This is a genomic window from Methylophilus sp. VKM B-3414, assembly GCF_032248435.1.
Taxonomy (GTDB): domain Bacteria; phylum Pseudomonadota; class Gammaproteobacteria; order Burkholderiales; family Methylophilaceae; genus Methylophilus; species Methylophilus glucosoxydans.
In genome coordinates this window covers 30,786-56,057 of the sequence record NZ_JAVTLI010000010.1, presented here as the reverse complement: position 1 = coordinate 56,057, position 25,272 = coordinate 30,786, and the positions used below count along the sequence as shown (strand labels likewise).

Sequence of the window (25,272 nt, the reverse complement as noted above, 5' to 3'; positions counted from 1 at the left end):
CGAACTGAAGTGAAAAAAGGAGGGCATAGCCCTCCTTTTTTATTTCATGTCACTATGTTAATTAATACACCTGGCTAATTTAAAAATGTGCTAATCACGCGCTCTGTAAAAGCAAATCCATCTATGGAAAGCAGCCACGCTAATGTCGCGCAGTTCAGAATAATAGTTGCCCAAAAAATCACTTGAAAAGAAAGCTTCTTTGATTTATGACGAAACAGTTTCTGGCCAATAATGGCCCCAGGCCAGCCACCGATCAAGGCTAATAGATGCAAGGTTTTTTCAGATGTACGTCTATTGTTCTGCCTTGCAGCAGTTTTATCCAGCTTGTAAGCAATGAGTGTGCAACTGCTCATCAGCAAATAGATCCCTAACACCCATAATGGCAGTTTTCCGGCGAAAACGGATATTGCCATGCAAACAAGAAAAATGATGGCAAATAGCAATAGAAACTGCCCATCCTTTGATCGCGATGGTGCATCAATGTATTGAACATGCTCGGCTTTTAATTTCCCACTCGCATCTTTACTGACTTCATAACTCACAATCTCGTTGCCAATCGGGCGTCGATGATGGTTTGAAAATGCAGTGATATGCACAAACACTTGCTTCCCGCCAGTATTGGGCGTGATAAAGCCAAACCCTTGTTCGTCTTTCCAGGTGGTAACTCTGCCTTGATAACGAGTGCATTTCATAATTCATCTTTGTTAGAGTCCGTTTGATATGACTCGCTAGGTTTCGCCTTCATAGCGCATGAACTCTGCAATTCTTTGATAATCTACTAAAGATAAGGAGACGAGAATGGCTGCAGCTTTTGCGAGCGTTCTCATAACCCGCTAACGTTTGAGGTAAGGGGCGCGAAGCCGGCTGATCGGCGTAGCGTCCCTCAGGAGCAGCGGGTTAGAGAGCGCAACCCTTGTTCACTGCTTTACACTTAGCAAAACTATTTTCAGCGGAACGGCCGGTACATTAGTAGTGTCTTTTGAAACTAGTTTAAGAATTAGTCGGCAGTAAGTGCTATCAAGAACAAGATTACCCCACTCGTTGAACGAAGCATTCCAGAGTAGCTTCGATCCGACTGGACCGCCGAGGCCAATACCACTGCTGGTGAGTAGTCCGTCTACGAAAGTGAGCGGTAGTGAATCGCTTGTCGGCGGCGCTCGACGTGAGATAGAAACTGCTTCTTTTTTGATGGTCCATATGTCATTAAAAAAACCGTATGGTGGAGCTTGGTTACGCAGGACATTCTCGTAAGCGATGACTTCCCAGACCCCTTGCAACCGTTCAATAGTTGGCAACTTTGAATAGTCTCTGACATCGTATGCCGTTGCTGCGGGACTACTCGAATTATCATTTACCAGTTGTAAACTCATTGGTTCAAGCTTTTTGTCAAAACCTATGATGCGCTTGAAGGTACGTTGGCTTTCATATTTTTGGGTGATGATCATAGTCTCAGTATCAGGAAATGTCACAGTCATGACTCGCGCTTGCCCACCCGGGAAGGTTACCTTCAACTGCTTTCCGTCGAAGGTGTAATCAGTTGGGGTGAAATTCGCAATCGATATTGCATCAGGCCTCAAAGAGAATAGCTTTCCATCGTGTGTGAAGTACATTTTTGTATTTGTAATACCGCCTGGTATGGTATTTTCCACGTCCTGCGGCGCTACGTAAGTCAAAACCCACGTACCGACTATGGACGTATCTGCTCCGCATACGAGTGGAAAGATGACCGCAAAGTTAATTAGAATGCTTCCAATCCACTTGATCATTTACTCACTCTCTAAAGTTTGAAGTAAGGGCTGGAGAGACTAGTGGCTCAACCCTCGTTATTAATAATTTTCTCATAAAAGAATCTTATCACCAGTCCCGCTTGAGTGATGGGTTAGGTTTTTTTGTGTGGCCTAGATATATAAGCCACCCACTAAACAAACAAAGTAATAATGTTGTTGGTACTTTGCCAAGATAAATACAGGTAAACAATAAATCTGCTGCTAAGCCCTGAGATTTAGGAATAGCAGTTACAGAAGAGAATGGAAATGATGGGCACTGGTTGTTTAATAAAACATCGCTAGCAAGCAAGAGAGTGGCTATACCAAACACAATATAAAACCTATTGAATGCTACTTCTGAGTAAGTAGTGCCGAGTGGCCAAATCAAGTAAACGAGCAGAATGTAAATTAGAGATACAAGTGCTATAGGAGTGTATGGGCTTGAAGGAGAGTGTAGTACCACCAACGAAATAACTGCCCAAAAGAGCGTTAAGACCAAAATGAGTAGTGCTTTTACAATAATCATCGAGAACCTAACTTACATAGTTGAGCACCACCCCGCAGCGCGGGATGAAGTGGTCAATTGGGGTTCGTGATTGACCGCACCCGCGCAAGTGGCCGGAGTCGTGAGCAACGGAAACGATGTATGCTCAAACGAGACGTTAGATTTTGTTGCTGCGCCTCTTAGTGAAACAATCTCTTTTTGCAATACTGTGATCTTCATCACTCCTCACCTATTCCAGCTGGCCATTCAACTACAAGGAAGCGTCACGTACCAAGAGCTAAAATGCGGCGTTCGCATCAACTCAGTTATGCGACGACGCATACTTCGTCCTTCGTTTTTTACCAGCTTTTCCAGAGTTTATACACCCGCTTTTTTTCTTCGTCCGAAGAGCTGTCAAAATCTAACGTTGATTAGACTCCAAAAACGAACCAAAAATTTTATTTTGAATAGGGTCTATAAATATTAAAAAATAAATTATTATTAAAATACAATATATTATATATTTTTAGTGCACCATAATTAAATGGGAGTTAAATTTTAGTGCACCTTTATTAATTTTTTTGATTGCTTTGAGATACTGGGCAATTTAGCGCATTGTTGTTAAACAGTGCAAGTATTCGGCGTTTAGCCATAAAAAAACGCCTGGCTTTTTACAGCTCAGGCGTTTTGTTTTGCTAGTGGTCAGCTTTAGTCAATTTGACCGGCAGCAGTAATATTCATGCCACCATCTACATAAGTGATTTCACCAGTCACACCAGAGGCGAGGTCGCTGGTCAGGAAGGCGGCGACATTGCCAACTTCGTCGATGGTCACGTTACGGCGCAAGGCGGCGTGTTTTTCGTTAAAACCGATCATTTTGTCAAAGTCAGCGATGCCAGAGGCAGCCAGCGTTTTGATTGGGCCGGCTGAGACAGCGTTAACACGGATGCCACGTGGGCCCAGGCTTTGTGCCAGGTAACGCACGTTGGCTTCGAGGCTGGCTTTGGCTACGCCCATGACGTTGTAGTTAGGCATGGTGCGTTCTGCGCCCAGGTAGCTGATGGTCAACAGGCTGCCATTGCGGCCTTGCATCATCGGGTAGGCTGCTTTGGCCATCGCAGAGAAGCTGTAGGAGCTGATATCGTGTGCAATGCGGAAATATTCGCGGTCGATTCTTTCGAGGTAGTCACCATCAAGAGCGACTTTAGGGACGAAAGCAATCGAGTGCACCAGGCTATCCAGGCCATCCCAGACTTTAGCCAGCTCTACAAACAGGTTGTCGATTTGTGCATCTTCAGCAACGTCACAGGGGAGAACGATCTCGGATTCAAAGTCTGCGGCCAGGTCACGTACACGCTTTTCGTGCTTGTCGACTTGATAGGTAAATGCCAGTTCGGCACCTTCACGTTTCATTGCGGCTGCGATGCCATAAGCGATTGAACGGTTGCTCAGCAAACCGGCAATCAGGATTTTTTTTCCAGCAAGAAATGCCATGCTTGTTCCTGTGTGGTTGTTAGTTCGTTTGGTCAGTTGATTGAAGGGTTAGCGTACTGTGTTGGAACGTGGGTCGAACACATCCCGCAGTCCTTCGCCGAGCAGATTATACCCTAACACCGTGATTAAAATGGCAAGTCCGGGAAACACGGATAACCACCAGGCAAACTGGATATACTCTTTACCATCGGTGAGGATGTTGCCCCAGGAGGCTTGCGGCGGTTGCACGCCCAGACCTAAAAAGCTGAGGCCAGACTCAAGGAGCACGGCGCTGGCGATGCCCAGCACGACACTGACCAGAATAGGGGTGAGGCTGTTAGGCAGGCAATGCTTGAAAATAATGCGACTGTCCAGAGCACCGAGAGCCGTGGAAGCGGTGACAAATTCACGTTGTGTCAGACTCAGGAATTCAGCGCGCACCAGCCGCGTGACGCCCATCCAGGAGGTGAGGCCGATGACCACCATGACGTTGGTGATCGAAGGACTTAAAAAGGCAATCACGGCTAAAATCAAGAAAAAACTGGGAATAGACAACATCAAATCAACCAGTCGCATGATCAGCGTATCTACCCAACCACGATAGTAGCCAGCTAAAGCACCGAGCACGACCCCGATGGCAGTCGAAATCCCCACCGCGACCAGGCCTACCAATAGCGAGACGCGACCGCCAAACAGCATCCGGCTCCAGACATCCCGCCCCAGACCATCGGTGCCCATCCAGTGCTGGCCCGAAGGCCCCACCAGAATCTGCTTGACCTGGATTGCATCCGGGTCATAAGGGGCAATCCAGGGCGCGAGTAGTGCCAGCAGCAAGATGATGCTGATAATGATCAACCCGGTTAGGGCTAAGGGATTTTGCAGGACTTTTTTCATGTCTGGATAGCCTAGCGTTGTGGCATGACCCCTTTACGCAAACGCGGATCCGCCCACGCGTAGGCCAGATCAGCCAATATGTTGCCCACCAGTGTCAGGGCTGAGCCTATGGTGAGTATGCCCATGACGACCGGGAAATCACGCATCATCACCGCTTCATAAAACAGTTTACCCATGCCTGGAATGGCAAAAATGGTTTCTGCAATCACCGAGCCGCCAATCAAGCCCGGCAGTGACAGGCCGACCAAAGTAATCAGTGGTAGCAGGGCATTGCGCAGAGCATGTCTATAAGTCACGACCCGGTCACTCAAGCCCTTGGCGCGGGCGGTGATCACAAAGTCTTGGCTCAATACGTCCAGCATGCCGTTTTTCACAAACATGGTGACACCTGCGAGGCCCGTCAATGCTGGAATGATCACAGGCAAACACAAATGCATGAACAGATCCTGTGCTTGCTGCCAGGCGTTGAGTTGGTCGTAGTTGAGGCTATGCAGGCCAGAAATCGGAAACCAGGGGTGAATTACGCCCAGCCAGTACATCAGCAACAGGGATAACCAGAAGCCGGGGATAGAAAAACCAATAAAATTAAATAAGGTAATGCTGCGATCTTGCCAATGACCATGTTTTTTGGCCGCCATGACGCCCAGCGGAATCGCAAGGCTCAGCGTCAACAACAAACCAACTAAATTCATGAGTAAGGTCACTGGCAAGGCTTCTTCAATCATGCCCTTGGTGGTATTACCGTCTTTGTCGGTTTCTGACCAAAACACCGGTTTTTGATGGCTGGCAAACGAATGGCCGAAATCAAGGTGCACCATGCGCTCCAGCCATAAGCCATACTGCACGATAATGGGTTTATCCAGATGATAAAGCTCACGCAGTTTTTGCCGTGACTCTTCTGAGGATTTGGGGTCGAACGCAGATTCCGTACTGGTGATATCGCCGGGCGCCAGATGCATGATAAAAAACGAAATCAGACTGATGCCGATCAACATCGGGATCATCCATAACACACGTCTGATTAAATAACGTAGCATGTTTTATTCAGCCTGTATTTGCGCGCGGCGCAGCGGCGCCGGAATATACCATTTTTGTGAGTCGTAGCCGACACCCGCCGGAGGTATAGGATTCATAATCCCTTGCACACGTTTGTGGATGGCGGTCAGCCCGTAGCCGGCAGACAGGTAAACCAGAGGACTGTCGTCATAGAGGGCCTTGGCAAATGCATGATAAATCTGCATGCGTTTTTCCGGGTCAAACTCAAGCCGCCCTTGCTCCAGTAGATGGTCTACTTGAGGATTGTGGTAGCCGATAAAGTTGAATTGCCCAGGATTCTGCTGACTGGAATGCCAGATATTGTACTGGTCAGGGTCCAGACCCAGTCCCCAGCCCATTACCACGGCATCAAAATTACCCGGTTTGATAAAATTGGTCAGTAAACTGGCCCATTCCAGCGTACGCAAGCGGGTATCAATCCCGACTTCCTTGAGTCTGCGCTGAATAATGACCGAGGTTTTCTCGCGCTGCTTGTTACCGAGGTTGGTCAGGATTTCAAATGACAGTTTTTGACCATTTTTGTCTAGATAACCGTCGCCATCGCTGTCTGTGTAACCTGCCTCGGCTAGCAATTGTCTGGCTTTGGCCGGATCGAAGGCATAGGGTTGAAGATCAGGATTGCTCCAGCGCGTGCCCGGCTTGTAAGGGGAGGCAATCGCAATGCCGAGGCCAAGATAGACACCATCAATAATTTCCTGTTTATCAATGGCATAGTTGATCGCTTTACGCACACGCACATCATCAAATGGTTTGCGTTTGAGGTTAAAGCCCAGGTAGGTATAGCTGTTGCCTAGCTCTTTGTATTGGTTGAGCCTGGCTGCGAGTGCCGGACGCGAAGGAATAATGCGTGCATAGGTAATCGGATCCATGTTCATGCTATCAATATGGTCCGCCATGAGCTCGAGAAATTGGGCGGCTGGATCAGGGATCACGCGTTCGACCAGTGTTTCGATGTTGGCGGGTCCCATGACAGACTTGGGGTTGCGACTTAATTTGATGTATTCGCCGTGTCGCCATTCCTGAAGCTGGTAATAATGACTGCCTAACGGTTTTTGCGCAAAACTGGTGGTATGTATATCCTGTCCTGCCAGTTTGTGTTTAGGCAGCACTTGCAAACTGGCCCAGCTTTCGAGCGCGGGTGCAAAGGGCTGCGAATAGTGCACGATAAACGTTTGTGGATCTGGCGCTTCTGCCTGGGTAACGAGTTGATAATCAGAGGCATAAGGGCTATGCGTTTTTTCGTCTGTGATCAGCTGCCAGGTGAAAAGCACATCCGCACTGGTAAGCGGCTTGCCATCGGCCCATTGCAGATTGGGTTTGAGCTTGAAAGTGATGGTCTTATTGTCGTCTGCCACTTGCCAGGAAGCGGCTAATTCGCCGGCCAAATCCAGATTCTGGTCGTATTTGAGCAGTGAATTAAACAGGTAACTGCCAATTGCCAGCGAGGCGGATTCGCCAGCCACCATACCGATCATGCTGCTCGGATCTGAGGGCATGGCGCTCATCATGGTGCCCCCGGCCTGTGGTGGGTAGGCCTGATCAAACGCCAGTGTCTCCTGGTTGGCTTGCTCTGGACTACAGGCTGACAGCATGGCCGCCAGAGCCATGGTCATCATGGCATGGCGCACATATCCTCGGCGCTTGCCTTGCGCATTCTGCGGATGAGACACAACGTGCAAATTGAGCGGTGAGTGTGCAGTGCGCATGATGGGCCGATTTAATGTTTGCTGGACTGACTTTTCTTATGATGCGATGTTGTGCTCTTTTTAGCTGAATCTGATGAAGAGGCACTATGTTTACTGTGGCTGCCTGCTTTCTTAGCACCAGATTTTACGCTTGTTTTTGAGTAATGCGATTTTCCAGAGTTCCCTTTACTTGATTTGCTGGCATGGCTTTCTTGTTTTTGCAGTTGCAATACCTGGCCAGCCGCCAGTTTTTTAGACTTGAGATGGTTCTGTTGCATGATTTGCTGGCTGCTGATGCCATAGCGCTTGGCCAGAGTGGACAAGGTCTCGCCAGCTTTCACTTTATGGGAAAAAGTCGTTGGTTCGCTGGATGACTCTTTTTCAACCGGCACTTCTACGGAAAGTTTAGCCATGGCTGCAACATCAATCGGTTTGGTCAGACCGGCTGACTCCACGCTGGCGGGCACTAACAATGGTCGCTGGACAATCAGATTGCGATTCGGCTTCAGGTTATTGGTTGCGCTCAATTCGTAAATACTGATATCAAACTTGCTGGCAATCACACCCAGGCGCTCACCACGCTTGGGCTGGTAGCTGTGCCAGTTGGAGAGAGGACGGTTATACGCATTCAGATTTTGTGTAAAGTTGCTGGCCGCCCAGGTTGGTAACAGAAGTTTTTGATAACTGTTTTCCGTGATGAGGACCGGCCGCGTAAAACTTGGGTTGAGTGCGCTAAACTCCTCCAGCGTAATCCCTGCCAACTCTGCAGCCAGTTTTGCATCAATCTTGTTGGGGGCCTGGACGGTGGTAAAGTAAGGCCGGTTTGGAATTTCGTTGAGCGTCAATCCATATTGTTCAGGCCGGAAAATAATGTTTTTGATGGCCTGCAGCTTGGGCACGTAATTGCGAGTTTCATCCGGTAAGGACAAGTGCTGGTAATCGGTCGGCAAGCCCAGGCGCTCATTGCGCTCAATGGCGCGTGCAATCGTGCCTTCGCCCGCGTTGTAAGCGGCCAGTGCCAAGTCCCAGGCGCCAAACATGGTATAAAGCTTTTGCAGATAATTGAGCGCAGCCTGGGTGGCGGCAGTCACGTCTTTGCGTGAGTCTTTCCAGTAGTTCTGCTTGAGGCCAAAGTCTTTGCCGGTAGAGGGGATGAATTGCCAGATGCCTGACGCCTTGCTGGTAGACAGCGCTTTAGGATTAAAGCCGCTTTCTATCATGGGCAGTAGCGCAATCTCGGTGGGCATGCCTCTTTTTTCAACTTCAACAACGATGTGGTAAAGATACTTTTTACTCCGCTCCAGCATGCGTGAAACGTAGTCGGGGCGAGAGGCGTACCATTGTTCGTGTTTGTTGGTGTAGCTTGAGTCGATGTCCGGCATGTTAAAGCCATCGCGCACGCGGTCCCACAAGCTGTTTTGCAAGGTCAGGCTATCTTCAAACTGATAACTGGAGGTGTAGCCTTCTACGCCAGTCTCTCCATAGCTTTCGTCATAACTGCCATTGTCATCGGACAAGGTGGCTGGTTCCACGTATTCAGCCGATCCGCACCATGGCGAGGCTGACAGTGCAATGCAGACGATGAATCTTTTAAAACGCATGACGGTAATACTTTATCCTGAGAGTGTTGCGCATCCGGCAGGGCGGATACACATGGATTGCTAAATCCGGATGGCCGTAGCGGCCGCGCCGATCTGTTTGAGATAGGCCTAACGCACACAAGCGCTTTAAGGAGGACATCATTCTACGTTAAATTCGGGGGGAGACAAGCCCTTGCCAGCGAGCCCAGACTGTGCTTGAAGGTTGTGCGATCAGAAGTCATTGCGGCGGGTGCGGATCTCGGTAAACACTTCCAGCGCCGAGCGCGATTGAAATTCAGGGCGCAGACGCAACTGTTCACAGCGCAAAAACGGATTGGTCGCCAATTCTTGTGCCAAGGACGTTGGCAGACTGGGGCGTTGCTGATGGCGTAACTCGCGGGTGGTTGCGATACGTTGGAGTAATGCGCGGTTATCCGGCTCTATGGTCTGCGCAAAAGCAAGATTGTGCGCGGTATATTCATGCGCAGGATAAACGAGTGTTTCTGGGGGAAGCGCGGCAATCTGTTGTAGTGAGGCATACATTTGCACAGGCGTGCCTTCAAACAGGCGGCCACACCCTGCACCAAACAGTACGTCGCCGCTAAACAAATGCTGCTGATTGACATAATAAGCCACATGATCAAGTGTATGGCCCGGCAGCGAAAGCACTTCGCAGCTTATTATGTCTTCTGGCAGCAGACTGATAGTGTCCCCGGCGTGGACGGGGATGGTCTGCATGGCCTGATAAGACGGCTGTGAACTGTCTGGGGCATAGACAAGACAGCGCCAATGCTTTTGCAAGCTGGCAGCGCCGCCCACATGGTCTGCATGATGATGTGTGAGTAAAATCCCTTTTAAGCTCAGTTCTCTCTTGCTCAAAGCCTCTTCAACCACGTCGGCATCGCCCGGATCAACCACCCAGGCCAGCGAGCCAGACTGAATTAACCACAGATAATTGTCGCTAAAAGCGGGCAGGGGGATGATTTCTATACTTGCAGAACTTTTGTCCATCACGCATCATTGAAAAAATCATGATGCTTGTCAAGGGAGATGCCCTGGACGGTATTCAAGAGGTGTTTTAAGTGCGTGAGGGAATCTATCTTGCAATCAAGCCAGTCAGTGTTCTTTGAACAAATGCCTCTGGGTCAATATATTGTCGCGCGTGAAACGCCTTTGTACGCGCAGGCCGTGGCTGATGTGTTCGGCTTTCATGCTCTGCAGATCGGATGGTCTGCGCATGACCTGCTCGAGCAGTGTCGGATTCCTTACAAACACTCCCTACAGCTAACCGCCTCGGCCAATGCATCGTTATTATGCGAAAGCGAGTTTTTGCCATTTGCCGAAAATTCAGTTGACTTGGTCTGCATGCCCCATGTGCTGGAGCAGTGTGCGGATCCACAGCAGACGTTACGCGAAGTGTTTCGGGTACTGGTGCCTGAAGGTAGTTTGGTGCTGACCGGGATTAGCCCTGCCAGTTGTTTAGGCATGCGCGCCAGAGTCGGGCAATTCAGGCAGGCAGGCGGTTTCAGCAGATTGTTTACAGCCTGGCGCATTCGTGACTGGTTGAGTGTATTGGGATTTGAGGTCGTGCGTAGTGGTTATTTGATGCACGCTTTTCCATTCAATGATCCTGACTGGCTGGCGCGCCAGTCTTGCCTGGAACGGTGGGGGCCACGCTTGTGTGGCATGAGTGGTGGCATTTATTTCCTGATCGCCAAAAAAAGAGTGCTCAACATCCGTTTGTTAAAACCAGACTGGAAAATGTTGCCGCTGAATCCGGCGTTGCAGGTCAGAAAAGGCCGTTCCAGCATACAAAAAAACGGCCAAAAGCAGTTAGAATGCGCGGATGTCGAATCAACAATGGATAGAAATGTACGCTGATGGTGCTTGCAAGGGCAACCCTGGCGTCGGTGGCTGGGGCGTATGGCTTAAAGCGGGCTCGCACGAAAAATCCCTCTATGGTGGCGAAGCGCTGACCACCAATAATCGTATGGAGCTGACGGCGGTGATTCAAGGCTTGCAGGCGCTCAAGAAACCCTCGCATGTCAGAGTGTATACCGATTCCAGCTATGTGCAAAAAGGCATGACCGAGTGGTTGGCAGGCTGGAAGCTCAAGCAATGGCGTACGGCGGATAAAAAACCGGTTAAAAATGCGGACTTATGGCAACAGTTGGATGACATCGCCAAGCCTCACCAGATTGAATGGATTTGGGTGAAAGGGCATGCCGGCAACGAGGGCAACGAGCGTGCGGATGCCTTGGCAAATCAAGGTGTACTAACCGTGGCGATAGGATAGGAGCGTAGCTTAAATGAGACAGATTTTCCTCGATACCGAGACCACTGGCCTCTATCCCGATCAGGGACATCGAATTATTGAAATTGCTGCGGTCGAGATGTTGAACCGCCGACCAACCCAGCGTCACTTTCACTTGTATATCAATCCCGAGCGTGAGATTGATGCCGGTGCGCAGGAAGTACATGGAATTTCGCTGGAGTTCTTGCAGGATAAGCCGCTTTTTGCGCAAATTGCACAGGATTTCATTGCGTTTATTCGTGGTGCAGAGCTCATTATTCATAACGCTCCGTTTGATGTCGGCTTCCTCAATATGGAGTTGTCCAGGCTTAGCATGGACCCGCTGCCGTCATTCGTCAGTGGTATCGTTGATACCTTGAAAATGGCCAAGGAAATGCGTCCCGGCCAGCGTAACAATCTGGATGCCTTGTGCCGCCACTACGGTATCGATAACTCACAGCGGACCTTGCACGGCGCCTTGCTCGATGCGGAATTGCTCGCCGATGTCTACATTGCCATGACGCGCGGACAAGAGAGCCTGTTGATGGAACTCTCAACCTCCGAGCAACAAACCATGCAAAGCCATATTGAGGTCGACTTTTCTGCAATGAAGCGATTGCCGCCTAGCGAAGAGGAGTTGGCCAGCCATCAGCAATATATAGAAAGTCTCAGCAAGTCTGGCGCTTCACCCTGGTGACGACCGTCTTTTGTTGTGATTTGATGCGGCTCTGCTGCGCTTATTCACTCTTTACATGCCGGGTGCTTGCGGTAGTATCAAAAGATATTTCCAAGTTGTAATCACTATTAAGCAGAGATTTTATGCACACAGACACCATTGTAGTGACCGGGGGTGCCGGTTTTATCGGCAGCAATTTCGTCAATGCCTGGGTAAAGCTGAAGCTGGGTAAACTGGTCAATCTGGACAAGCTCACTTATGCCGGTAACATGGAGAATCTGGCGGAGATTAGCCATGACCCGGACCATGTCTTCATTCATGCGGATATCGGTGACCGTGTTGCGGTGAAGTCACTGCTAGAAACCCATAAACCCAGGGCAGTGCTTAATTTTGCTGCAGAAAGTCATGTAGACCGCTCTATCCACGGGCCGGATGCGTTTATCCAGACCAATGTGGTCGGTACGTTTAACCTGCTTGAAGAGGTCAGGGCCTATTGGCAAGCATTGCCGGTAGAGTCGCAGCAGTCGTTCCGTTTCCTGCATGTGTCTACCGATGAAGTCTATGGCTCACTGGAACCCAATGATCCTGCATTCAAGGAAACCAACCCTTATCAGCCCAACAGTCCATATTCAGCCTCAAAAGCGGCCTCAGATCATCTGGTGCGTGCCTATCATCACACCTATGGCCTGCCGACGCTCACCACCAATTGCTCCAACAATTATGGCCCTTACCACTTCCCGGAAAAACTGATTCCGTTAGTGATTCATAACGCCTTGTCTGGCAAACCCTTACCGATCTATGGGAATGGTAGCAATATCCGTGACTGGCTGTATGTCGAAGACCACTGCAATGCCATCCGTGAAGTGCTGGCCAAGGGCCTGCCTGGCGAGACATACAATATTGGTGGCTGGAATGAGAAAACCAATCTGGACGTTGTACATACGCTGTGCGACATCCTCGATCAGGAGCAGCCCAAAGCACAAGGCAGCTACCGCGACCAGATTACGTTTGTCAAAGACCGTCCCGGTCATGACCTGCGTTACGCCATTGACGCCAGCAAGATCGAGCAGACCTTAGGCTGGAAACCTCAGGAAACCTTTGAAACCGGGATCCGTAAAACGGTGCGCTGGTATCTGGAGCATACCCAATGGGTGGCACGCGTCACCAGCGGTGAATACCAGCACTGGCTCAGTACAAACTACCATGAACGTGGCGAGGAGTTGGCATAATGGCAAGAAAAGGCATCGTATTGGCCGGTGGCTCCGGCACCCGCTTATATCCAGTGACGCAAGTCGTCTCCAAACAACTGTTGCCGGTGTATGACAAACCCATGATCTACTACCCCCTGTCCGCACTCATGCTGGCAGGCATCCGGGAAGTGTTGATTATTTCTACCCCGATGGACACGCCACGCTTTAAAGAACTGCTGGGCGATGGCAGCCAGTGGGGCATGCGCATTGAGTATCAGGTACAACCCTCACCCGATGGGCTGGCACAAGCCTTTATCCTCGGCGAGTCGTTCATTGGTAACGACAGCAGCGCCCTGGTGCTCGGTGACAATATTTTTTACGGGCATGAGCTCGGTGACATGGCCATGACTGCCGGTAAACGCGAGCAGGGCGCCACCGTGTTTGCCTACCCGGTCAACGACCCCGAGCGCTATGGCGTGGTCGAGTTTGATGCGCACGGCACGGCCATCAGCCTGGAAGAAAAGCCTACACAACCCAAGTCGCGCTATGCGGTAACGGGGCTGTATTTTTACGATCAGCGCGTGGTTGAGATTGCCAAGAACCTCAAGCCCTCGGCCCGTGGCGAACTCGAGATCACTGACGTCAACAAGCATTATTTGGCCTCTGGGGACCTCAATGTCGAAGTCATGGGGCGTGGCATGGCCTGGCTGGATACTGGTACCCACGAATCACTGCTGGAAGCCAGTGGCTTTATTCAAACGATTGAAAAGCGCCAGGGCCTGAAGATTGCCTGTCTGGAAGAAATCGCCTATCGCCAGGGCTTTATCAATGCAGAGCAACTGGACAAACTGGCGGACAAATATGCCAAGAATGGGTACGGACAGTATTTGAAGATGATTTTAAAAGAGCGGGTGTTTTAATGCTGGTGACTGCGACCAAAATTCCAGAGGTGTTGATTCTAGAACCCAAGATATTCGGCGATGCACGAGGCTTTTTTATAGAGAGCTTCAATGCGCAAGCCTTTAAACAAGCCACGGGGCTGGAGGTGACATTCGTGCAAGATAACCATTCCCGTTCGGCCAAGGGCGTATTACGCGGCCTGCACTATCAAGTCCAGCAAGCGCAGGGCAAGCTGGTGAGAGTGGTTGCCGGAGAAGTGTTTGATGTCGCGGTCGATCTGCGCCAGAGTTCAGCGACCTTTGGACTATGGGAAGGCGTGCATTTAAGCGCTGACAATCACCGTCAGTTATGGATTCCGCCTGGCTTCGCGCATGGCTTTGTCGTGCTCTCTGACACGGCTGACTTTCTGTATAAAACAACGGATTACTATGCACCACAACATGAGGCCTGCCTTAAGTGGGATGACCCGACGATTGGCATAGACTGGCCGCTGGACATGCCCCCCAGCCTGTCTGCCAAAGATCAGCAAGGGCTCCCCTGGGCACAGGCGCCTAAATTTGACTAATCATTAGCATATTCTTTGATTCGGACCTTGTTCACGCATATGAAAAAAATCCTGTTAACAGGCGTCAATGGTCAAGTGGGGCATGCACTTGCCGCACAGCTGCAACAACAGCCCATTGCTCAAGTACAGCTAATCAGCTGTACCCGCCAACAACTGGACCTCAGTCAGCCAGCGCACATCCGGCAAGTCATCCGCCAGGTCAAACCAGACCTGATTATTAACCCCGCCGCCTATACCGCGGTAGACCAGGCCGAAACCGAGCGTGAACTTGCCTTTGCCATCAACGCCACGGCCCCACAAGTGATTGCAGAAGAGGCCGCACGAGTGAATGCAGCGCTGATCCATTTCTCGACTGACTATGTATATGACGGCAGCAAAGCCACAGCTTACCTTGAAACCGACGCAGTTAATCCAGTCAGTGTTTATGGTGCCAGCAAACTTGCAGGCGAGCAGGCGATTGCTGCGGTTGGCCTCCCGCATCTCATCCTGCGTACCAGCTGGGTCTATGGCAGCTACGGCAAGAACTTCCTCAAAACCATCATTCGGTTAGCACAGAGTAGGGAACAACTACGCATTGTGGCAGACCAGCATGGCGCCCCCACGGCCGATATCGCAATTGCTGAAGCAGTCGCGCAATTAATTGAACGCTGGCATCCGCACAACGCTGAACAAACCGGGATTTATCATTTGGTGAATCGAGGTGAAACCACCTGGTATGGTTTTGCCAGTGAGATTGTGGCGCAGTATCAAGCGCTGGCGCTACAACAAGGCTGGCCCGCCTTGCTACTTAAAGAGCTGCAAGCCATATCATCCGCAGAATACCCAACGCCTGCCAGACGCCCCCAAAACTCAAGGCTGGTTAGTAATAAGCTGGAGCAGGTGTTTGGCGTGCGTTTGCCAGTATGGGGTGAGTCACTTGTGAAAGTCATGCCAGCGTTGAGTGCGCTGGAAAATTAATTCTGATCGCAGACTATTTCTGATCGAATGCGTCCGTCCAGCTATTGGGCGTTTCGTAAAGGCGAACTCTCACCAGCTTGAGCTGGTTGCCAAAGGTATCACGATATTGCGCCTTGAGCAGCTTAAAGGCTTCCGCAGCCATGTTTTCTGCCGTCGGGATGGTTGGGAACACCACAGTCTTGTGATTGGGCAAGCTGTTTAGAAAATCCAGCACCGCCGTATCGCCATGGTAGACCAGAAAAGCATGGTCCCAGCGATCGACAATGGTTTCACGGGCAATTCTTTTTACATCGGCAAAATCCATTACCATGCCATTTTCAGAGGCATGCTCTGCCTGAATCACCTCTCCAGACAGTGTAATTTCAATTGCGTAGCGATGACCGTGCAGATTACGGCATTGACTCTTGTGATCAGGAATGCGATGGCCCGCATCGAATTCCAAGCGTGTAGTAATTTCCATCACGCCATTATATCAGCAACCACGGCTCACGCTGATGCGCGATCACGGATTGCAAATGCAAGTGCATGCATTAATACAAATCATCAATATTCATCAATGCATCTTCATCGGCAGAGTAGTGCTTATGACTTTTTTCATAGCTGCCATAGCCACTGTCATAATCATCGACTTCATCGCCGGCAAAGTCTTCGAGCATTTGATCAATTTTCTTGAATTTATCGTTAGGTGCTGCTTTTTGTAACATGATGATCTCCCATGACGTTATTCTGTTAACAAAACCTGTCAGTATCAAATTGCTTTAGAACATCTTTAGCATAGACTGTGCCAAGCATGGCAAAGGTTCCTTACAAGAAGGTTAACGGCACCTATTAAAAAAAGTAAAATATGAAAACTTAATTGAGAACAATCAAGCTAACACATTGTCTACAAAGGCATAACACAATCATAACTATTTGGAGAGATGCAATGCGTAGTTTTATATTGATGTTTTTAACCCTGGGGGGGGTATCCATGGCTGGGGCAGAATGTCTACCGTTATACCAGCACCAGTTTAAGACACTGCAAGGTCAAACTGTCGATTTTTGTCAATTTCAGGACAAGCCAGTGCTCATTGTGAACACTGCCAGCAAATGCGGATTCACGCCACAGTTTGAAGCGCTGGAAGCCATGTATGAGCAATATAAGGATAAAGGGCTGGTGGTGATTGGCTTCCCCTCCAATGATTTCCGTCAGGAGCCTGGCAACAACAAGCAGATTGGCGACTTTTGCAAGCTGACTTATTCGGTCAAGTTTCCTATGGTTGAAAAATCCAGCGTGACTGGAAGTGGCGCCAATCCGCTTTATCAGCAACTGATCAAACAAACAGGGCAGGCACCACAATGGAATTTTTACAAATATCTGATTTTGCCAGGCGGGCAGAAGGTTTATTCTTTTAACAGTATGACACGTCCGGAAAGTGAAGAAATTCTCGGCAAGATCAAACCCCATCTCAAGTAAGTTTCTCAAGTTTTTTCACGGCAGGCTCTGTGCAACACAAGGCAGGGCCTCATAAAACAAAACGATATAAAGTTTTTTTCATGTTTTCTTATCAAAGTCGTTGACAAGATATCTGGGCATCATTAATATGGCGCCTTCTTTGAATTGCACTGCAAAACAAAGAACTGCAATACCAGAGATTTGGGGGTATAGCTCAGCTGGGAGAGCGCTTGCATGGCATGCAAGAGGTCAGCGGTTCGATCCCGCTTATCTCCACCAAGTGATTGAAAATATTGAATTTTTTAAAAAATAAATATTTTAATTATTTGAAAAACTGGTATAATGCACGGGTTGTTAAATTTCTTAGGTCCCCATCGTCTAGAGGCCTAGGACACCTCCCTTTCACGGAGGCGACCGGGGTTCGAATCCCCGTGGGGACGCCACACTATCCCCGCTACTGATTCTGTAATGAATGTTAAAAGTCAGTTGCGGTGATTCTGTTAGCTCAATTCTTTCTACTACGCTTTGCAGGTAGTCTTTTACAGAATCAGGATCGTCGATATCCACATTGGCTTGCAGTGATTCCAGTATCCGTTTTAAATCTCTTTGTGTGATCACTCTGAGCACATTGGCTGATTCATAGTCGAATTGTGCTTTTTCCATTTGTTCCAGGGTTGCCTGGCGCTCGGTTTCTAGTCTGTTGATCTTTTCAAGCCATGGCCGTGGGTGTTCTGCTTCTGCCGCCATATCCGTGAGTTTGTCTATTTTTTCGTTTATGGCCTTAAGCTGGGCTTTGCAGGCTTTTAGCTCGTTATCTGGCGCGGCGGTCTTGCTGGCTTGTTTGCGGGCTGCTTCTAGCAAGTTGTTTAAAAATTGCTCGCTTTTGGTCTCAGCCATAATGTCCTGGAGTAGAAACCGCTCGATTTTCTCTTTGGGCAGGCGTTTGCCCTTTTTAGCGCGGTAATAGAGGCCGTCGCAGCCGTGATAAGGCGTGCCTGCAGCACTAAATAACAGGCCTGTGAGCACGTAGTGCGTGCCATTGCGACGTGTGGTCCTGTGCGCGTTGTTTTCAATGGCATGGATGATCAGCTCGGCTTGCTCTTCGGTGATCATGGCTTCATGGGTGTTTTTATTGATGACCCACTCATTGCGCGGTTTACGCTTTGCGCCGCCTTTATAGCCGCCATTGGGGAGGGTTTCATTGTGCACGTTCCATACGGTGTGGCCAGCATAGGTGAGGGCGTTCCATTCAACACCGACCAGGCTGGTGTGCGCGATGTTGGTCACGCCGGCAGCTTTTGCCGCCCTGGTTCTTGCCATGCCGTTGGCGCGCAGCTCTAAAAATTTTTTGATCTTTGGCGCTTGCTCATCAAATATCAATTTGGATTTTTTAACCGGCATGCCGTCGCGCATGGCGCCGGTCTCGATGTGCTCAAGTTTGTAGCCTATGGGCGCACGTCCACCGGCGCGAAAGCCTTGTTTCACATTCTCGGCCATGCCGCTTAAACCTTTTTCTTTACTCATGAGGCTGTGCAGCTGGTCAAACGCCTGCATCACTGCGCGGATCACCAGGTCGACCGCTGAGCCTGTCTCGGGCATTTTGGAGTAAATGATCTTAATGTTTCGCTTTTCGCACTCGTAGTGTAGCGCGTGGGCAAGGTATTGATTGCGGGCGATGCGCGAGGTGTCCATGGCCATAAGCACGGACCAGGTGCGCTCTTTGTGTTTAAGCCTGGCAAGTAACGACTGAAAACCAGGTCGGTTATCATCTTTGCCGGATTCGACCGCATCGCTAAACTCTTCAACGATGCTGAAGCCTTTTTCTTTGGCCAGTGCCTGAAGCTCTCGGCGCTGGGCGTCAATAGAGACGTCTGAACGGTCCTTGGAAGACCGCAGATAAATTGCAGCGTGCATTTATATCCTCAACGATTTATCGTTTTATTGTGTGCGTAGTGTAATCCCCGCATGAGGATAAAAGCAAATCAGGCCGCTGCCTGGGTGATTTGTTGGGGTTGATCTTCTGGCTGCAGCTTTTCAATAGCGGCCATCACAAGCGGCAAGATCGCCTGCGCCGCAATATGCGGGTCAGGCTGGCCGTGAGTAATCACGGTCATTTCAAAATCGCCGTCTTTGTGATGGTAAGTGGTCATGGTTTTAATCGTATTTAAATTCTATTCGAGTGACGATTGCGTCTGGCGTACATCCTTTATGAGTAGCGCAAAACATGGCCACAAACTTACCTGGGTGACAGTAGTCAGGGTGAGATCCGAAGCCCTCCAGTTCACACTCTTTCATGCCATATTCCAGGTTATCTAGCATTGAGTTCAGTGGTTCGCGACGAATACTTACGACCGTTATTGGATCTCGCAAAATATCCAATTTTTCCCCGGGTTTAAGACCCATGCATTTACGCACTGGGCGCAGCTGTTGACCTGGCTTTAAATTCAGCCATCCTAAGCGACGAGTGACGGTCTTTGTACCTTCCATGATTTGGTCAGTAGTTAGTGCAAAGCTCATGTTTCTCATTTCTTTCTAAACTCCCACTCACGTTCACAATTCACCTGGCCATAGTCGCTCACCTCGCAGCGTTGCGTTTGCTCGTTTTCCGGGATAGGCTCCAGCCCGGTTTGGCAGGCCGTTAATTCGGCAGCAATTGCGATGATTAATAGTTTTTTTGTGACATTCCTACTCATAGCCTGGACTCCCCTGTGTACATGACACCGCTGGCGCGCGTTTTTCGGTCGCGGCGAGTGGCGGCAGATTGTTGAGCGTGTTGCTCTTTGGTATGGCCATAAACGGCGACAGCATTGGATGCAGGCTGCTCGATCACCGGCGTGATCGCACGCAAGAAGCTGGGCAGCTTGGCCAGCTCGGCAACGGCCACCGGCTCAGCTTTAAGCGCTGCCTCTGGTGGTGGCGCTTTAGGCACGCGCACAGGGGTGCGTAAAGGCAACGGCCTGCCGGTGACGCGATACAGCATCTGATAGCCATTTGTGATGACTTGTTTTTGAGTTGCCAACGCCCCTGCGGTTGTCATCTTTGATAGCACGTTCATGGTGCTGGTGATGTGATAGTCAATGGCTTCTGCAATCTGCCTGGAGCTGCTGTTGGGGTGCTCGGCTACATAGGCAAGAATAGCCTCGGCCTTTTGGTAAGCGGCGACTGAGAGCATCATGGTTTGCTTACCTGCAAAATGCCACGCTCGATTTGATGCTTACGGCGGGCTATTTCTTGAGCGCCTTGGTGCGGACGGCTGTACTTTGAATTTGAGCGACGAAAGGGGTATGAGTATGTATTTTTTTGCTTAACAACCCCACGGGACCTTGATGGACTTTCGGTGTACTTAGTTAAAGCACCTGCTAAAGAGCTAAGACCGGCAATCGCTCGCATTGCAGCTATTGTTGCAAATGGATTCTTCATTTTGATACTCCTTGAGTTAGTGGGCATGGTTTACCCTGGCCAATCGGCCAGGGCTTGATTAAGCGTCCGCTTGGGCGGACTCCTTTTGTGATTTTTTCGCGGCTTTACGGGCGCGTTTTGCTTCGGCTTTTTCACGAATGGCCGCGAAGCGGGCAGCTTCGGCAGCTTTTTCTGCGTCCAGCGGAGCGGGCGTAGGGGTATCGGCGGGTTCAGACGTCTCGACCGTAGGGGTCGCGTTAGCGGCCGGGGTTTCGGCAACCGGCTCGGGCGCCTCGGGCTCGGGCGTCAATTCTTGCGCTTGCGCAGCAGGAAGTGGGGGGGGGGCAACGCCGGTGAGGTTTTTTAGCGTGTTTAAGGTTGCTTCTCGATCTTCGTCTTCTTCAAGTTCATCGTTATCGTTTAGATCCCAAATCCCAATTTCAAGAGAGCTAACTAAATCCAAACATAAAATGCTGATTAGCATTTGTTGGGGGGTTAGGTTTTGGGTGTTAAATGTTTCGTAGAAAAAATCTAAATCTCCGTTGTACTCCATGAAGTCCGCAAAACGGGTGTTAATGAACGATAGAAATTGATACTGGCAATCTTCTGTTTTGCCCTGGTCATCAATAATTTGCAGGCAGGTCTTTAAATAGTTTCTAAAATTTTCATTTATTTGAGCTGCAATGGGTTCTTGCCGCTCACGTTGAAGCTGCTGACGTGATTTCCCAGGTGGATTTTGCGTTTTTGGCGGCTGTAATTCGCCGCTGGCTATTTTTTCGGCCAGCTTTTCTTTGACTAGGGTTATTACCTCGTTTTCTTGGTAAACAAGATTGATATTTTTTTTCTCATCAACCAATTTAAACGGTTCTGGCGCGTCATCTCCAAGGATTTCTGCAGCGTTAAATCCATCAACTTCCACTTTATCCAGGCTGCGCACATAGCCATTTGTAATGAAATAATCGTAGCCATAAGGCGCGACCTGCTTGGCTTCGTCCCCATGAATCACCCGTGGCATGGTTTTAATCACACGGTCGGCATAAGCGGCTTTTTTATTGCTATAGCATGTTGGGTCAGTGCAGACGTCTGGACTCTCAATGTCCGGATGCAGCTCGGGATAGTTGCCGCTGCGTTTGGGGCATTTAGCGCAGCTGGGTGTCTCTGCCAGTACAGTTTCGTCAAACTTATCCCAGGTGGCTTTGGTCAGGTCAAAAGTAAAGTCGCGGTGGATGTAGTCCTTGGCGGCGCGATATGATAATTCGCTTTGAACGATGGCTGTCACCAATTTTTCCTGAAGCTTTTCACCTGGTACGCGTGAAACCAGCAGGGCGGTTTCGCGCCCGAATTTATCTTCTAGAAACTTGTCTTTAGCAAAGTTGCTGAGTTTTAGCAGGTTGAGGCTGGCAAAGACATAGGATCTGGATTTGCCGATTTTTGTGCCTAGCTCTTCATGCGTCCATTGCTTGTGGCCATTGCTACCGGTGGCTTGCAGCATGTTTTGCAGGGCCTGTGCCTCTTCAAGTGGGTGCAGGTCAGAGCGCTGCATGTTTTCGATGATTTGCAGCTGCAGGGTTTCAATGTCGTCCAGCTCGCGGACTGTGGCAGGGATGGTTTCAAGCCCGGCCAGTTTGCTGGCCCGCCAGCGACGTTCCCCGGCTACAATCTCGTAGCTTTCAAATAATCCAGGCATTGGGCGCGCCAATATTGGCTGCATGACGCCTTTTTCTTTGATGCTGGCGGCGAGATCCTGCAGCTCTTTTTCATTAAAGCGCTTGCGTGGGTTGGTTGGGCTGGGTGACAGTGAATCTATGGGTAATTCTTGAAAATTGAGCATAGCAATCCCTTAAAAAAATGTATTTATCAAAAGTGCAGCTAAACGTGATTGATGAGATAGCGGATTCCGGGGCGACCTCGGCGGCGCCGGAGCTTGTTGATTACTTGATTAAGCAAGGCTTGATAGCAGCTGACTTGCTGGGCTATGTGGTGACCGAGCGGGGCACAGAGGCTTGCATGGCTAACAGGGCAGATCAGCAAAAGCTTAAAACGGATTTTTCTGACAATGTGTTTGCAGCCAGGCGTGATAAATTTAGCCAGGCGGATGACATAGCTTTGAAAAAACGAAAGCCCCTGGACCCTGTGCCAACTAAGGCAAAGACATTGAAAAGATATAAATCGTATAATTAGAGTGTGATTTATCATGGGCGCGTTTTTCTAAACACTTTGCTCATATCTGATTTCACGGTGAATCCGTGCTGCATCATTATTTTGGCGACTCTGGTTTTGTTGTGATGGCTTGCGGTGGACTGTCCCATTAAGCCTAGATAGCTGTTACCAACAACGAATTGATCATGTGAATTTGTTTGTTTAAGTCTTGCCAGTGCAGTGTTGACTGTGCGTTTTCTGGTGTGGCGATGCCATGGTTTCATGACCTGGCCAACAAAGTCCACGCCACGACTGACTGGCTGCAATAATGTTTTGCGTGGGTTTAGCTTTGCATGCAGTTGTTGTGGCAGAAATTCATTGATTTGTTGCAGTGCCTGATTCAGCCATTTTGATGATTCATGCAGTAACACGAAATCGTCCACATATCGGATGTAGTGCTTGGCGCCGATGCGGTGTTTGATGAACTGGTCCAGCTCATTAAGGTAGATGTTCGCAAAAAACTGCGAGCTTAAATTGCCAATAGGTAAACCGCAGTTGCCCGACTGCAATGCCAAGCGCTTATGCTCTGGCACCAGTGCCAGCTTGGCTGGGTCACCGCGTAACTCATAGTTTTGGCGTGGGTCGTGAAATAGTATGACCTTAGCCAATGATAGCCACCATGGCTCATCAATGCGTTTAGCCAGTTGCGTATGCAGGATGTTTTTATCAATTGCCACAAAGAAGTTGGCAAGGTCACACTTAAGATAAAAGCATGGCTGTGACCAGTTTTGTGTGGCGCTGCGTATTTTTTTCTCTAGGCGCTGTGCTGCATATAATGTGCCGCGCCCTGGGATGCATGCGCAGCTATCGGCAATAAATGTGGCATAGAACCTAGGTGCAATAGCGTTGTAAAACAGATGATGCACAATTCGGTCACGAAACTCTGCCGCCCATACTTCGCGAGGCTTTGGTCTGGTGATAACAAAGCAAATGCTTTTGCCTGGTGTGTAGGTGCCTGCCTTGAGTTCGTCAAACAGGTTAACAAGATTGCGCTCTAGGTTCTGCTCGAACTCTAGGGCGCTTTCTGTATTGCGTTTGCGCTTTCTGCAATCGAGGTATGCTTGTACCAATTGCGGGAAAGTGAAGCTGTTGTAATGATCTGCGGACAGCGCGGGCGCGGCAATTGTTGTTGCTCTTGTGATTGTTGTTCTGGTTACCATTGTTGAAGTTCTGATACCAAGCCCACTCTGAATCGTTTTACTATCTACGTCACCTTGCCGAAGGCTATTGCCGATCAGCATGGAAACTGCGCCAGACCGTTCCTGATTGCTATCAGCGGTATCTGTGATGCGCATGGCGGTGGCCTTTTGAGCCAGCGGTAAAACCAGATTATTTAATCGTGCAGTCATAGGGCCTTAACCTTTATGAAGCGGACGATGCGGATTTGCGCCAGCCATTGGCTTGTTTGCCAATGCTGTCGGTTAACTGGATGGCTTTTGCATATTGGCCCGTTGAAATCAGGCGCATATCTCTGGCCAGCCGTAATAGGAGCTCACACACCTGTAAGCGCTCAATCAGGTTTATCAGGTGCCTACCTTTATCTGATGAAACATTAGCCCTGAAAATCAGCGTGACGATTTCGACGCATTCGTCACGTAGCTTTCCACCTATGCTTTGCTTAAATTCTCGAGGCATATTTTTGGTGATTTCTACAATTGCTTTTAGCAAATCGTAAGCAACTTTGTAGATGGGCAGGGTTGTGTGGTTTGCCATAATTAAATTACTAAATGACTAAATTTCTAATCTGCGGACAGCGCGGGCGCGGCAAAGGTCGTGGCTCTCGCGAGTGCCGTACTGGTTACCATTGCTGAAGCCCTGACACCAAGCCCACTCTGACTCTTTGTGATGCGTGGTATTGGTCCAATACCAATTTTCTTGAAATAGGCCCTTATGGTTGGCAAATAACATTGATTGCTCAATACGGTTTGGTAAATCACCGCCTTTTTCCTTTGCCCAATCAATTGCATCCTGCCAATTGCTGTCATCCTTATCGCCTGGTAGTAAGATGGTGTGATGGCCGGTGCCATTTGCATTGATGAATGTGCCGACATAGATTTCACCTTCACGAAGTTCTGGCGCTTCTATAGTGCGTGGAAAAGTGGTTTTTAAAGCCTTGAGGATCGCAATCATCTTGCCGATTTCCTCATGTTTACGTTCGATTTCTTCGATAGATGTACTCATTGAAAACATCCTTTAAATGACTAAATGATTAAATGACTGAGATTCTGCGGACAGCGCGGGCGCGGCAATCGTCGTTGCTCTTGTGACTGCCGTACTGGCCACCATAGCTGAAGTGCTGAAACCAAGCCCACTCTGAATTTTCTGCATGGGGTTCTCCTGACCAGTACCAGTCGCTCTTAAATTCTGGTTTGGCATTGGCAAACAGTAGTGATTGCTCGTTGCGTGTTGGCAGTTCGCCGCCTTGTTCTTTGGCCCATGTTTTTGCGTCGTGCCAATTGCCGTCATTTTTGTCACCAGGCAGCAAAATCAGCCAGTGTGACGCGGTGCCGTTAGCGTTCATGATTAACCCGGCGTTAATTTCGCCTGGATTAAGAGTTGGTAAGATGAGTTGCATATCAAATACTCCTTTGGTTGGTTGGGTTAAGAGAAAAGTCCTATGATTAAAAAAGCAGCGACAACAGACACAAATGCAATCAGTGCTTGATAGTTGTATTTGTTGACCGCATAGGCGCTTTGTCGGTGTTCATGGCGCTGCATGA

General features: G+C 49.4%; 30 protein-coding genes, 2 tRNA genes and 1 pseudogene. 12 read left to right on the top strand and 21 right to left on the bottom strand.

What is annotated here, in order from left to right; translation table 11 throughout:
- Positions 1-74: 74 nt before the first annotated feature.
- From Q9292_RS10145 to gloB, 8 genes are all read right to left on the bottom strand, one after another.
- Positions 75-692, bottom strand: a complete 618-nt coding sequence (locus tag Q9292_RS10145) for a cold shock and DUF1294 domain-containing protein (protein WP_313987591.1) — start codon at positions 690-692, stop codon at positions 75-77.
- Between the two features lie 225 nt (positions 693-917).
- Positions 918-1,766, bottom strand: a complete 849-nt coding sequence (locus Q9292_RS10140; RefSeq protein ID WP_194747635.1) for a hypothetical protein — start codon at positions 1,764-1,766, stop codon at positions 918-920.
- Between the two features lie 1,192 nt (positions 1,767-2,958).
- Positions 2,959-3,744, bottom strand: a complete 786-nt coding sequence (locus Q9292_RS10135; RefSeq protein ID WP_194747633.1) for an enoyl-ACP reductase — start codon at positions 3,742-3,744, stop codon at positions 2,959-2,961.
- A gap of 48 nt (positions 3,745-3,792) precedes the next feature.
- Positions 3,793-4,617, bottom strand: coding sequence for an ABC transporter permease (locus Q9292_RS10130; protein WP_194747631.1), 825 nt, complete (start codon positions 4,615-4,617; stop codon positions 3,793-3,795).
- Positions 4,618-4,628: 11 nt separating this feature from the next.
- Positions 4,629-5,654 carry an ABC transporter permease gene (locus Q9292_RS10125; RefSeq protein ID WP_313987584.1) on the bottom strand — a complete coding sequence of 342 codons (1,026 nt, stop codon included), beginning with the start codon at positions 5,652-5,654 and terminating at the stop codon, positions 4,629-4,631.
- Between the two features lie 3 nt (positions 5,655-5,657).
- Positions 5,658-7,265, bottom strand: a complete 1,608-nt coding sequence (locus Q9292_RS10120) for a peptide-binding protein (protein WP_313987982.1) — start codon at positions 7,263-7,265, stop codon at positions 5,658-5,660.
- 125 nt (positions 7,266-7,390) lie between these two features.
- Entirely contained in the window at positions 7,391-8,959 is a 1,569-nt protein-coding gene (locus tag Q9292_RS10115; RefSeq protein ID WP_313987582.1) for a transglycosylase SLT domain-containing protein, read from the bottom strand.
- 210 nt (positions 8,960-9,169) lie between these two features.
- Positions 9,170-9,949 (bottom strand): hydroxyacylglutathione hydrolase, encoded by a 780-nt coding sequence (gene gloB, locus Q9292_RS10110; protein WP_313987579.1) that lies wholly within the window; start codon positions 9,947-9,949, stop codon positions 9,170-9,172.
- 90 nt (positions 9,950-10,039) lie between these two features.
- Here gloB and Q9292_RS10105 point away from each other — a divergent pair, with 90 nt between their 5' ends.
- The 7 genes from Q9292_RS10105 to rfbD all read left to right on the top strand — a co-directional run bounded on the left by Q9292_RS10105 (position 10,040) and on the right by rfbD (position 15,519).
- On the top strand, positions 10,040-10,819 hold the full coding sequence (locus Q9292_RS10105; protein ID WP_275355281.1) for a class I SAM-dependent methyltransferase: 780 nt from the start codon (positions 10,040-10,042) through the stop codon (positions 10,817-10,819).
- Positions 10,809-11,234, top strand: a complete 426-nt coding sequence (rnhA, locus tag Q9292_RS10100) for a ribonuclease HI (protein ID WP_409934496.1) — start codon at positions 10,809-10,811, stop codon at positions 11,232-11,234. Before Q9292_RS10105 ends, rnhA begins: the two co-directional genes overlap by 11 nt.
- 13 nt (positions 11,235-11,247) lie before the next feature.
- Entirely contained in the window at positions 11,248-11,928 is a 681-nt protein-coding gene (gene dnaQ / locus Q9292_RS10095) for a DNA polymerase III subunit epsilon (protein ID WP_275355277.1), read from the top strand.
- Between the two features lie 122 nt (positions 11,929-12,050).
- Positions 12,051-13,136 (top strand): dTDP-glucose 4,6-dehydratase, encoded by a 1,086-nt coding sequence (gene rfbB / locus Q9292_RS10090; RefSeq protein ID WP_313987573.1) that lies wholly within the window; start codon positions 12,051-12,053, stop codon positions 13,134-13,136.
- Positions 13,136-14,017, top strand: coding sequence for a glucose-1-phosphate thymidylyltransferase RfbA (gene rfbA / locus Q9292_RS10085; protein ID WP_275355273.1), 882 nt, complete (start codon positions 13,136-13,138; stop codon positions 14,015-14,017). The genes rfbB and rfbA overlap by 1 nt, the downstream gene beginning before the upstream one ends.
- Complete coding sequence (rfbC, locus tag Q9292_RS10080) at positions 14,017-14,562, top strand: dTDP-4-dehydrorhamnose 3,5-epimerase (protein WP_313987568.1); 546 nt, start codon at positions 14,017-14,019, stop codon at positions 14,560-14,562. The genes rfbA and rfbC overlap by 1 nt, the downstream gene beginning before the upstream one ends.
- Before the next feature lie 39 nt (positions 14,563-14,601).
- Positions 14,602-15,519, top strand: coding sequence for a dTDP-4-dehydrorhamnose reductase (gene rfbD / locus Q9292_RS10075; protein ID WP_313987566.1), 918 nt, complete (start codon positions 14,602-14,604; stop codon positions 15,517-15,519).
- 13 nt (positions 15,520-15,532) lie between these two features.
- On the opposite strand, the gene queD is transcribed toward rfbD, so the two are convergent.
- A complete protein-coding gene (queD, locus tag Q9292_RS10070) occupies positions 15,533-15,979 on the bottom strand; it encodes a 6-carboxytetrahydropterin synthase QueD (protein ID WP_194747617.1) in 447 nt (148 codons plus the stop codon).
- A 70-nt stretch (positions 15,980-16,049) separates the two neighbouring features.
- Entirely contained in the window at positions 16,050-16,223 is a 174-nt protein-coding gene (locus Q9292_RS10065; RefSeq protein ID WP_194747616.1) for a hypothetical protein, read from the bottom strand.
- A 221-nt stretch (positions 16,224-16,444) separates the two neighbouring features.
- Between Q9292_RS10065 and Q9292_RS10060 the strand changes: the two genes are divergently transcribed.
- The 4 genes from Q9292_RS10060 to Q9292_RS10045 all read left to right on the top strand — a co-directional run bounded on the left by Q9292_RS10060 (position 16,445) and on the right by Q9292_RS10045 (position 18,295).
- Positions 16,445-16,975 (top strand): glutathione peroxidase, encoded by a 531-nt coding sequence (locus Q9292_RS10060; RefSeq protein ID WP_409934495.1) that lies wholly within the window; start codon positions 16,445-16,447, stop codon positions 16,973-16,975.
- 182 nt (positions 16,976-17,157) lie between these two features.
- A tRNA-Ala gene (locus tag Q9292_RS10055) sits at positions 17,158-17,233 on the top strand.
- An 88-nt stretch (positions 17,234-17,321) separates the two neighbouring features.
- Positions 17,322-17,397, top strand: a tRNA-Glu gene (locus Q9292_RS10050).
- 634 nt (positions 17,398-18,031) lie between these two features.
- On the top strand, positions 18,032-18,295 hold the full coding sequence (locus Q9292_RS10045) for a hypothetical protein (protein ID WP_313987563.1): 264 nt from the start codon (positions 18,032-18,034) through the stop codon (positions 18,293-18,295).
- A 144-nt stretch (positions 18,296-18,439) separates the two neighbouring features.
- On the opposite strand, the pseudogene Q9292_RS14340 reads toward Q9292_RS10045, so the two are convergent.
- The 7 genes and pseudogenes from Q9292_RS14340 to Q9292_RS10015 form a co-directional block, all read right to left on the bottom strand.
- Positions 18,440-18,868, bottom strand: a pseudogene (locus Q9292_RS14340) (recombinase family protein); the annotation flags it as partial.
- Between the two features lie 68 nt (positions 18,869-18,936).
- Positions 18,937-19,104 carry a hypothetical protein gene (locus Q9292_RS10040; protein WP_313987560.1) on the bottom strand — a complete coding sequence of 56 codons (168 nt, stop codon included), beginning with the start codon at positions 19,102-19,104 and terminating at the stop codon, positions 18,937-18,939.
- Between the two features lie 4 nt (positions 19,105-19,108).
- Positions 19,109-19,471, bottom strand: a complete 363-nt coding sequence (locus tag Q9292_RS10035; protein WP_313987559.1) for a hypothetical protein — start codon at positions 19,469-19,471, stop codon at positions 19,109-19,111.
- Positions 19,472-19,476: 5 nt separating this feature from the next.
- The gene (locus Q9292_RS10030; RefSeq protein WP_313987556.1) at positions 19,477-19,647 is read right to left on the bottom strand and encodes a hypothetical protein; all 171 of its coding nucleotides are present in this window, start codon (positions 19,645-19,647) and stop codon (positions 19,477-19,479) included.
- Positions 19,644-20,129, bottom strand: a complete 486-nt coding sequence (locus tag Q9292_RS10025; RefSeq protein ID WP_313987553.1) for a hypothetical protein — start codon at positions 20,127-20,129, stop codon at positions 19,644-19,646. The genes Q9292_RS10030 and Q9292_RS10025 overlap by 4 nt, the downstream gene beginning before the upstream one ends.
- Entirely contained in the window at positions 20,126-20,374 is a 249-nt protein-coding gene (locus Q9292_RS10020; RefSeq protein WP_313987550.1) for a hypothetical protein, read from the bottom strand. Before Q9292_RS10020 ends, Q9292_RS10025 begins: the two co-directional genes overlap by 4 nt.
- 58 nt (positions 20,375-20,432) lie before the next feature.
- Positions 20,433-22,184 carry a ParB/RepB/Spo0J family partition protein gene (locus Q9292_RS10015; RefSeq protein WP_313987547.1) on the bottom strand — a complete coding sequence of 584 codons (1,752 nt, stop codon included), beginning with the start codon at positions 22,182-22,184 and terminating at the stop codon, positions 20,433-20,435.
- Positions 22,185-22,201: 17 nt separating this feature from the next.
- On the opposite strand from Q9292_RS10015, the gene Q9292_RS10010 reads away from it, so the two are divergent.
- On the top strand, positions 22,202-22,534 hold the full coding sequence (locus Q9292_RS10010; protein WP_313987543.1) for a hypothetical protein: 333 nt from the start codon (positions 22,202-22,204) through the stop codon (positions 22,532-22,534).
- Positions 22,535-22,545: 11 nt separating this feature from the next.
- On the opposite strand, the gene Q9292_RS10005 is transcribed toward Q9292_RS10010, so the two are convergent.
- Genes Q9292_RS10005 through Q9292_RS09990 form a run of 4 tightly spaced genes read right to left on the bottom strand, consistent with a single transcriptional unit; the run spans position 22,546 to position 25,127 of the window.
- Positions 22,546-23,901 carry an RNA-directed DNA polymerase gene (locus Q9292_RS10005; RefSeq protein WP_313987541.1) on the bottom strand — a complete coding sequence of 452 codons (1,356 nt, stop codon included), beginning with the start codon at positions 23,899-23,901 and terminating at the stop codon, positions 22,546-22,548.
- Positions 23,902-23,914: 13 nt separating this feature from the next.
- On the bottom strand, positions 23,915-24,265 hold the full coding sequence (locus Q9292_RS10000; protein WP_313987538.1) for a four helix bundle protein: 351 nt from the start codon (positions 24,263-24,265) through the stop codon (positions 23,915-23,917).
- An 18-nt stretch (positions 24,266-24,283) separates the two neighbouring features.
- Positions 24,284-24,733, bottom strand: a complete 450-nt coding sequence (locus Q9292_RS09995; RefSeq protein WP_313987535.1) for a hypothetical protein — start codon at positions 24,731-24,733, stop codon at positions 24,284-24,286.
- A 28-nt stretch (positions 24,734-24,761) separates the two neighbouring features.
- Positions 24,762-25,127: a hypothetical protein gene (locus Q9292_RS09990; RefSeq protein WP_313987532.1), complete on the bottom strand. Its 366-nt coding sequence runs from the start codon at positions 25,125-25,127 to the stop codon at positions 24,762-24,764.
- Positions 25,128-25,272: the final 145 nt, after the last annotated feature.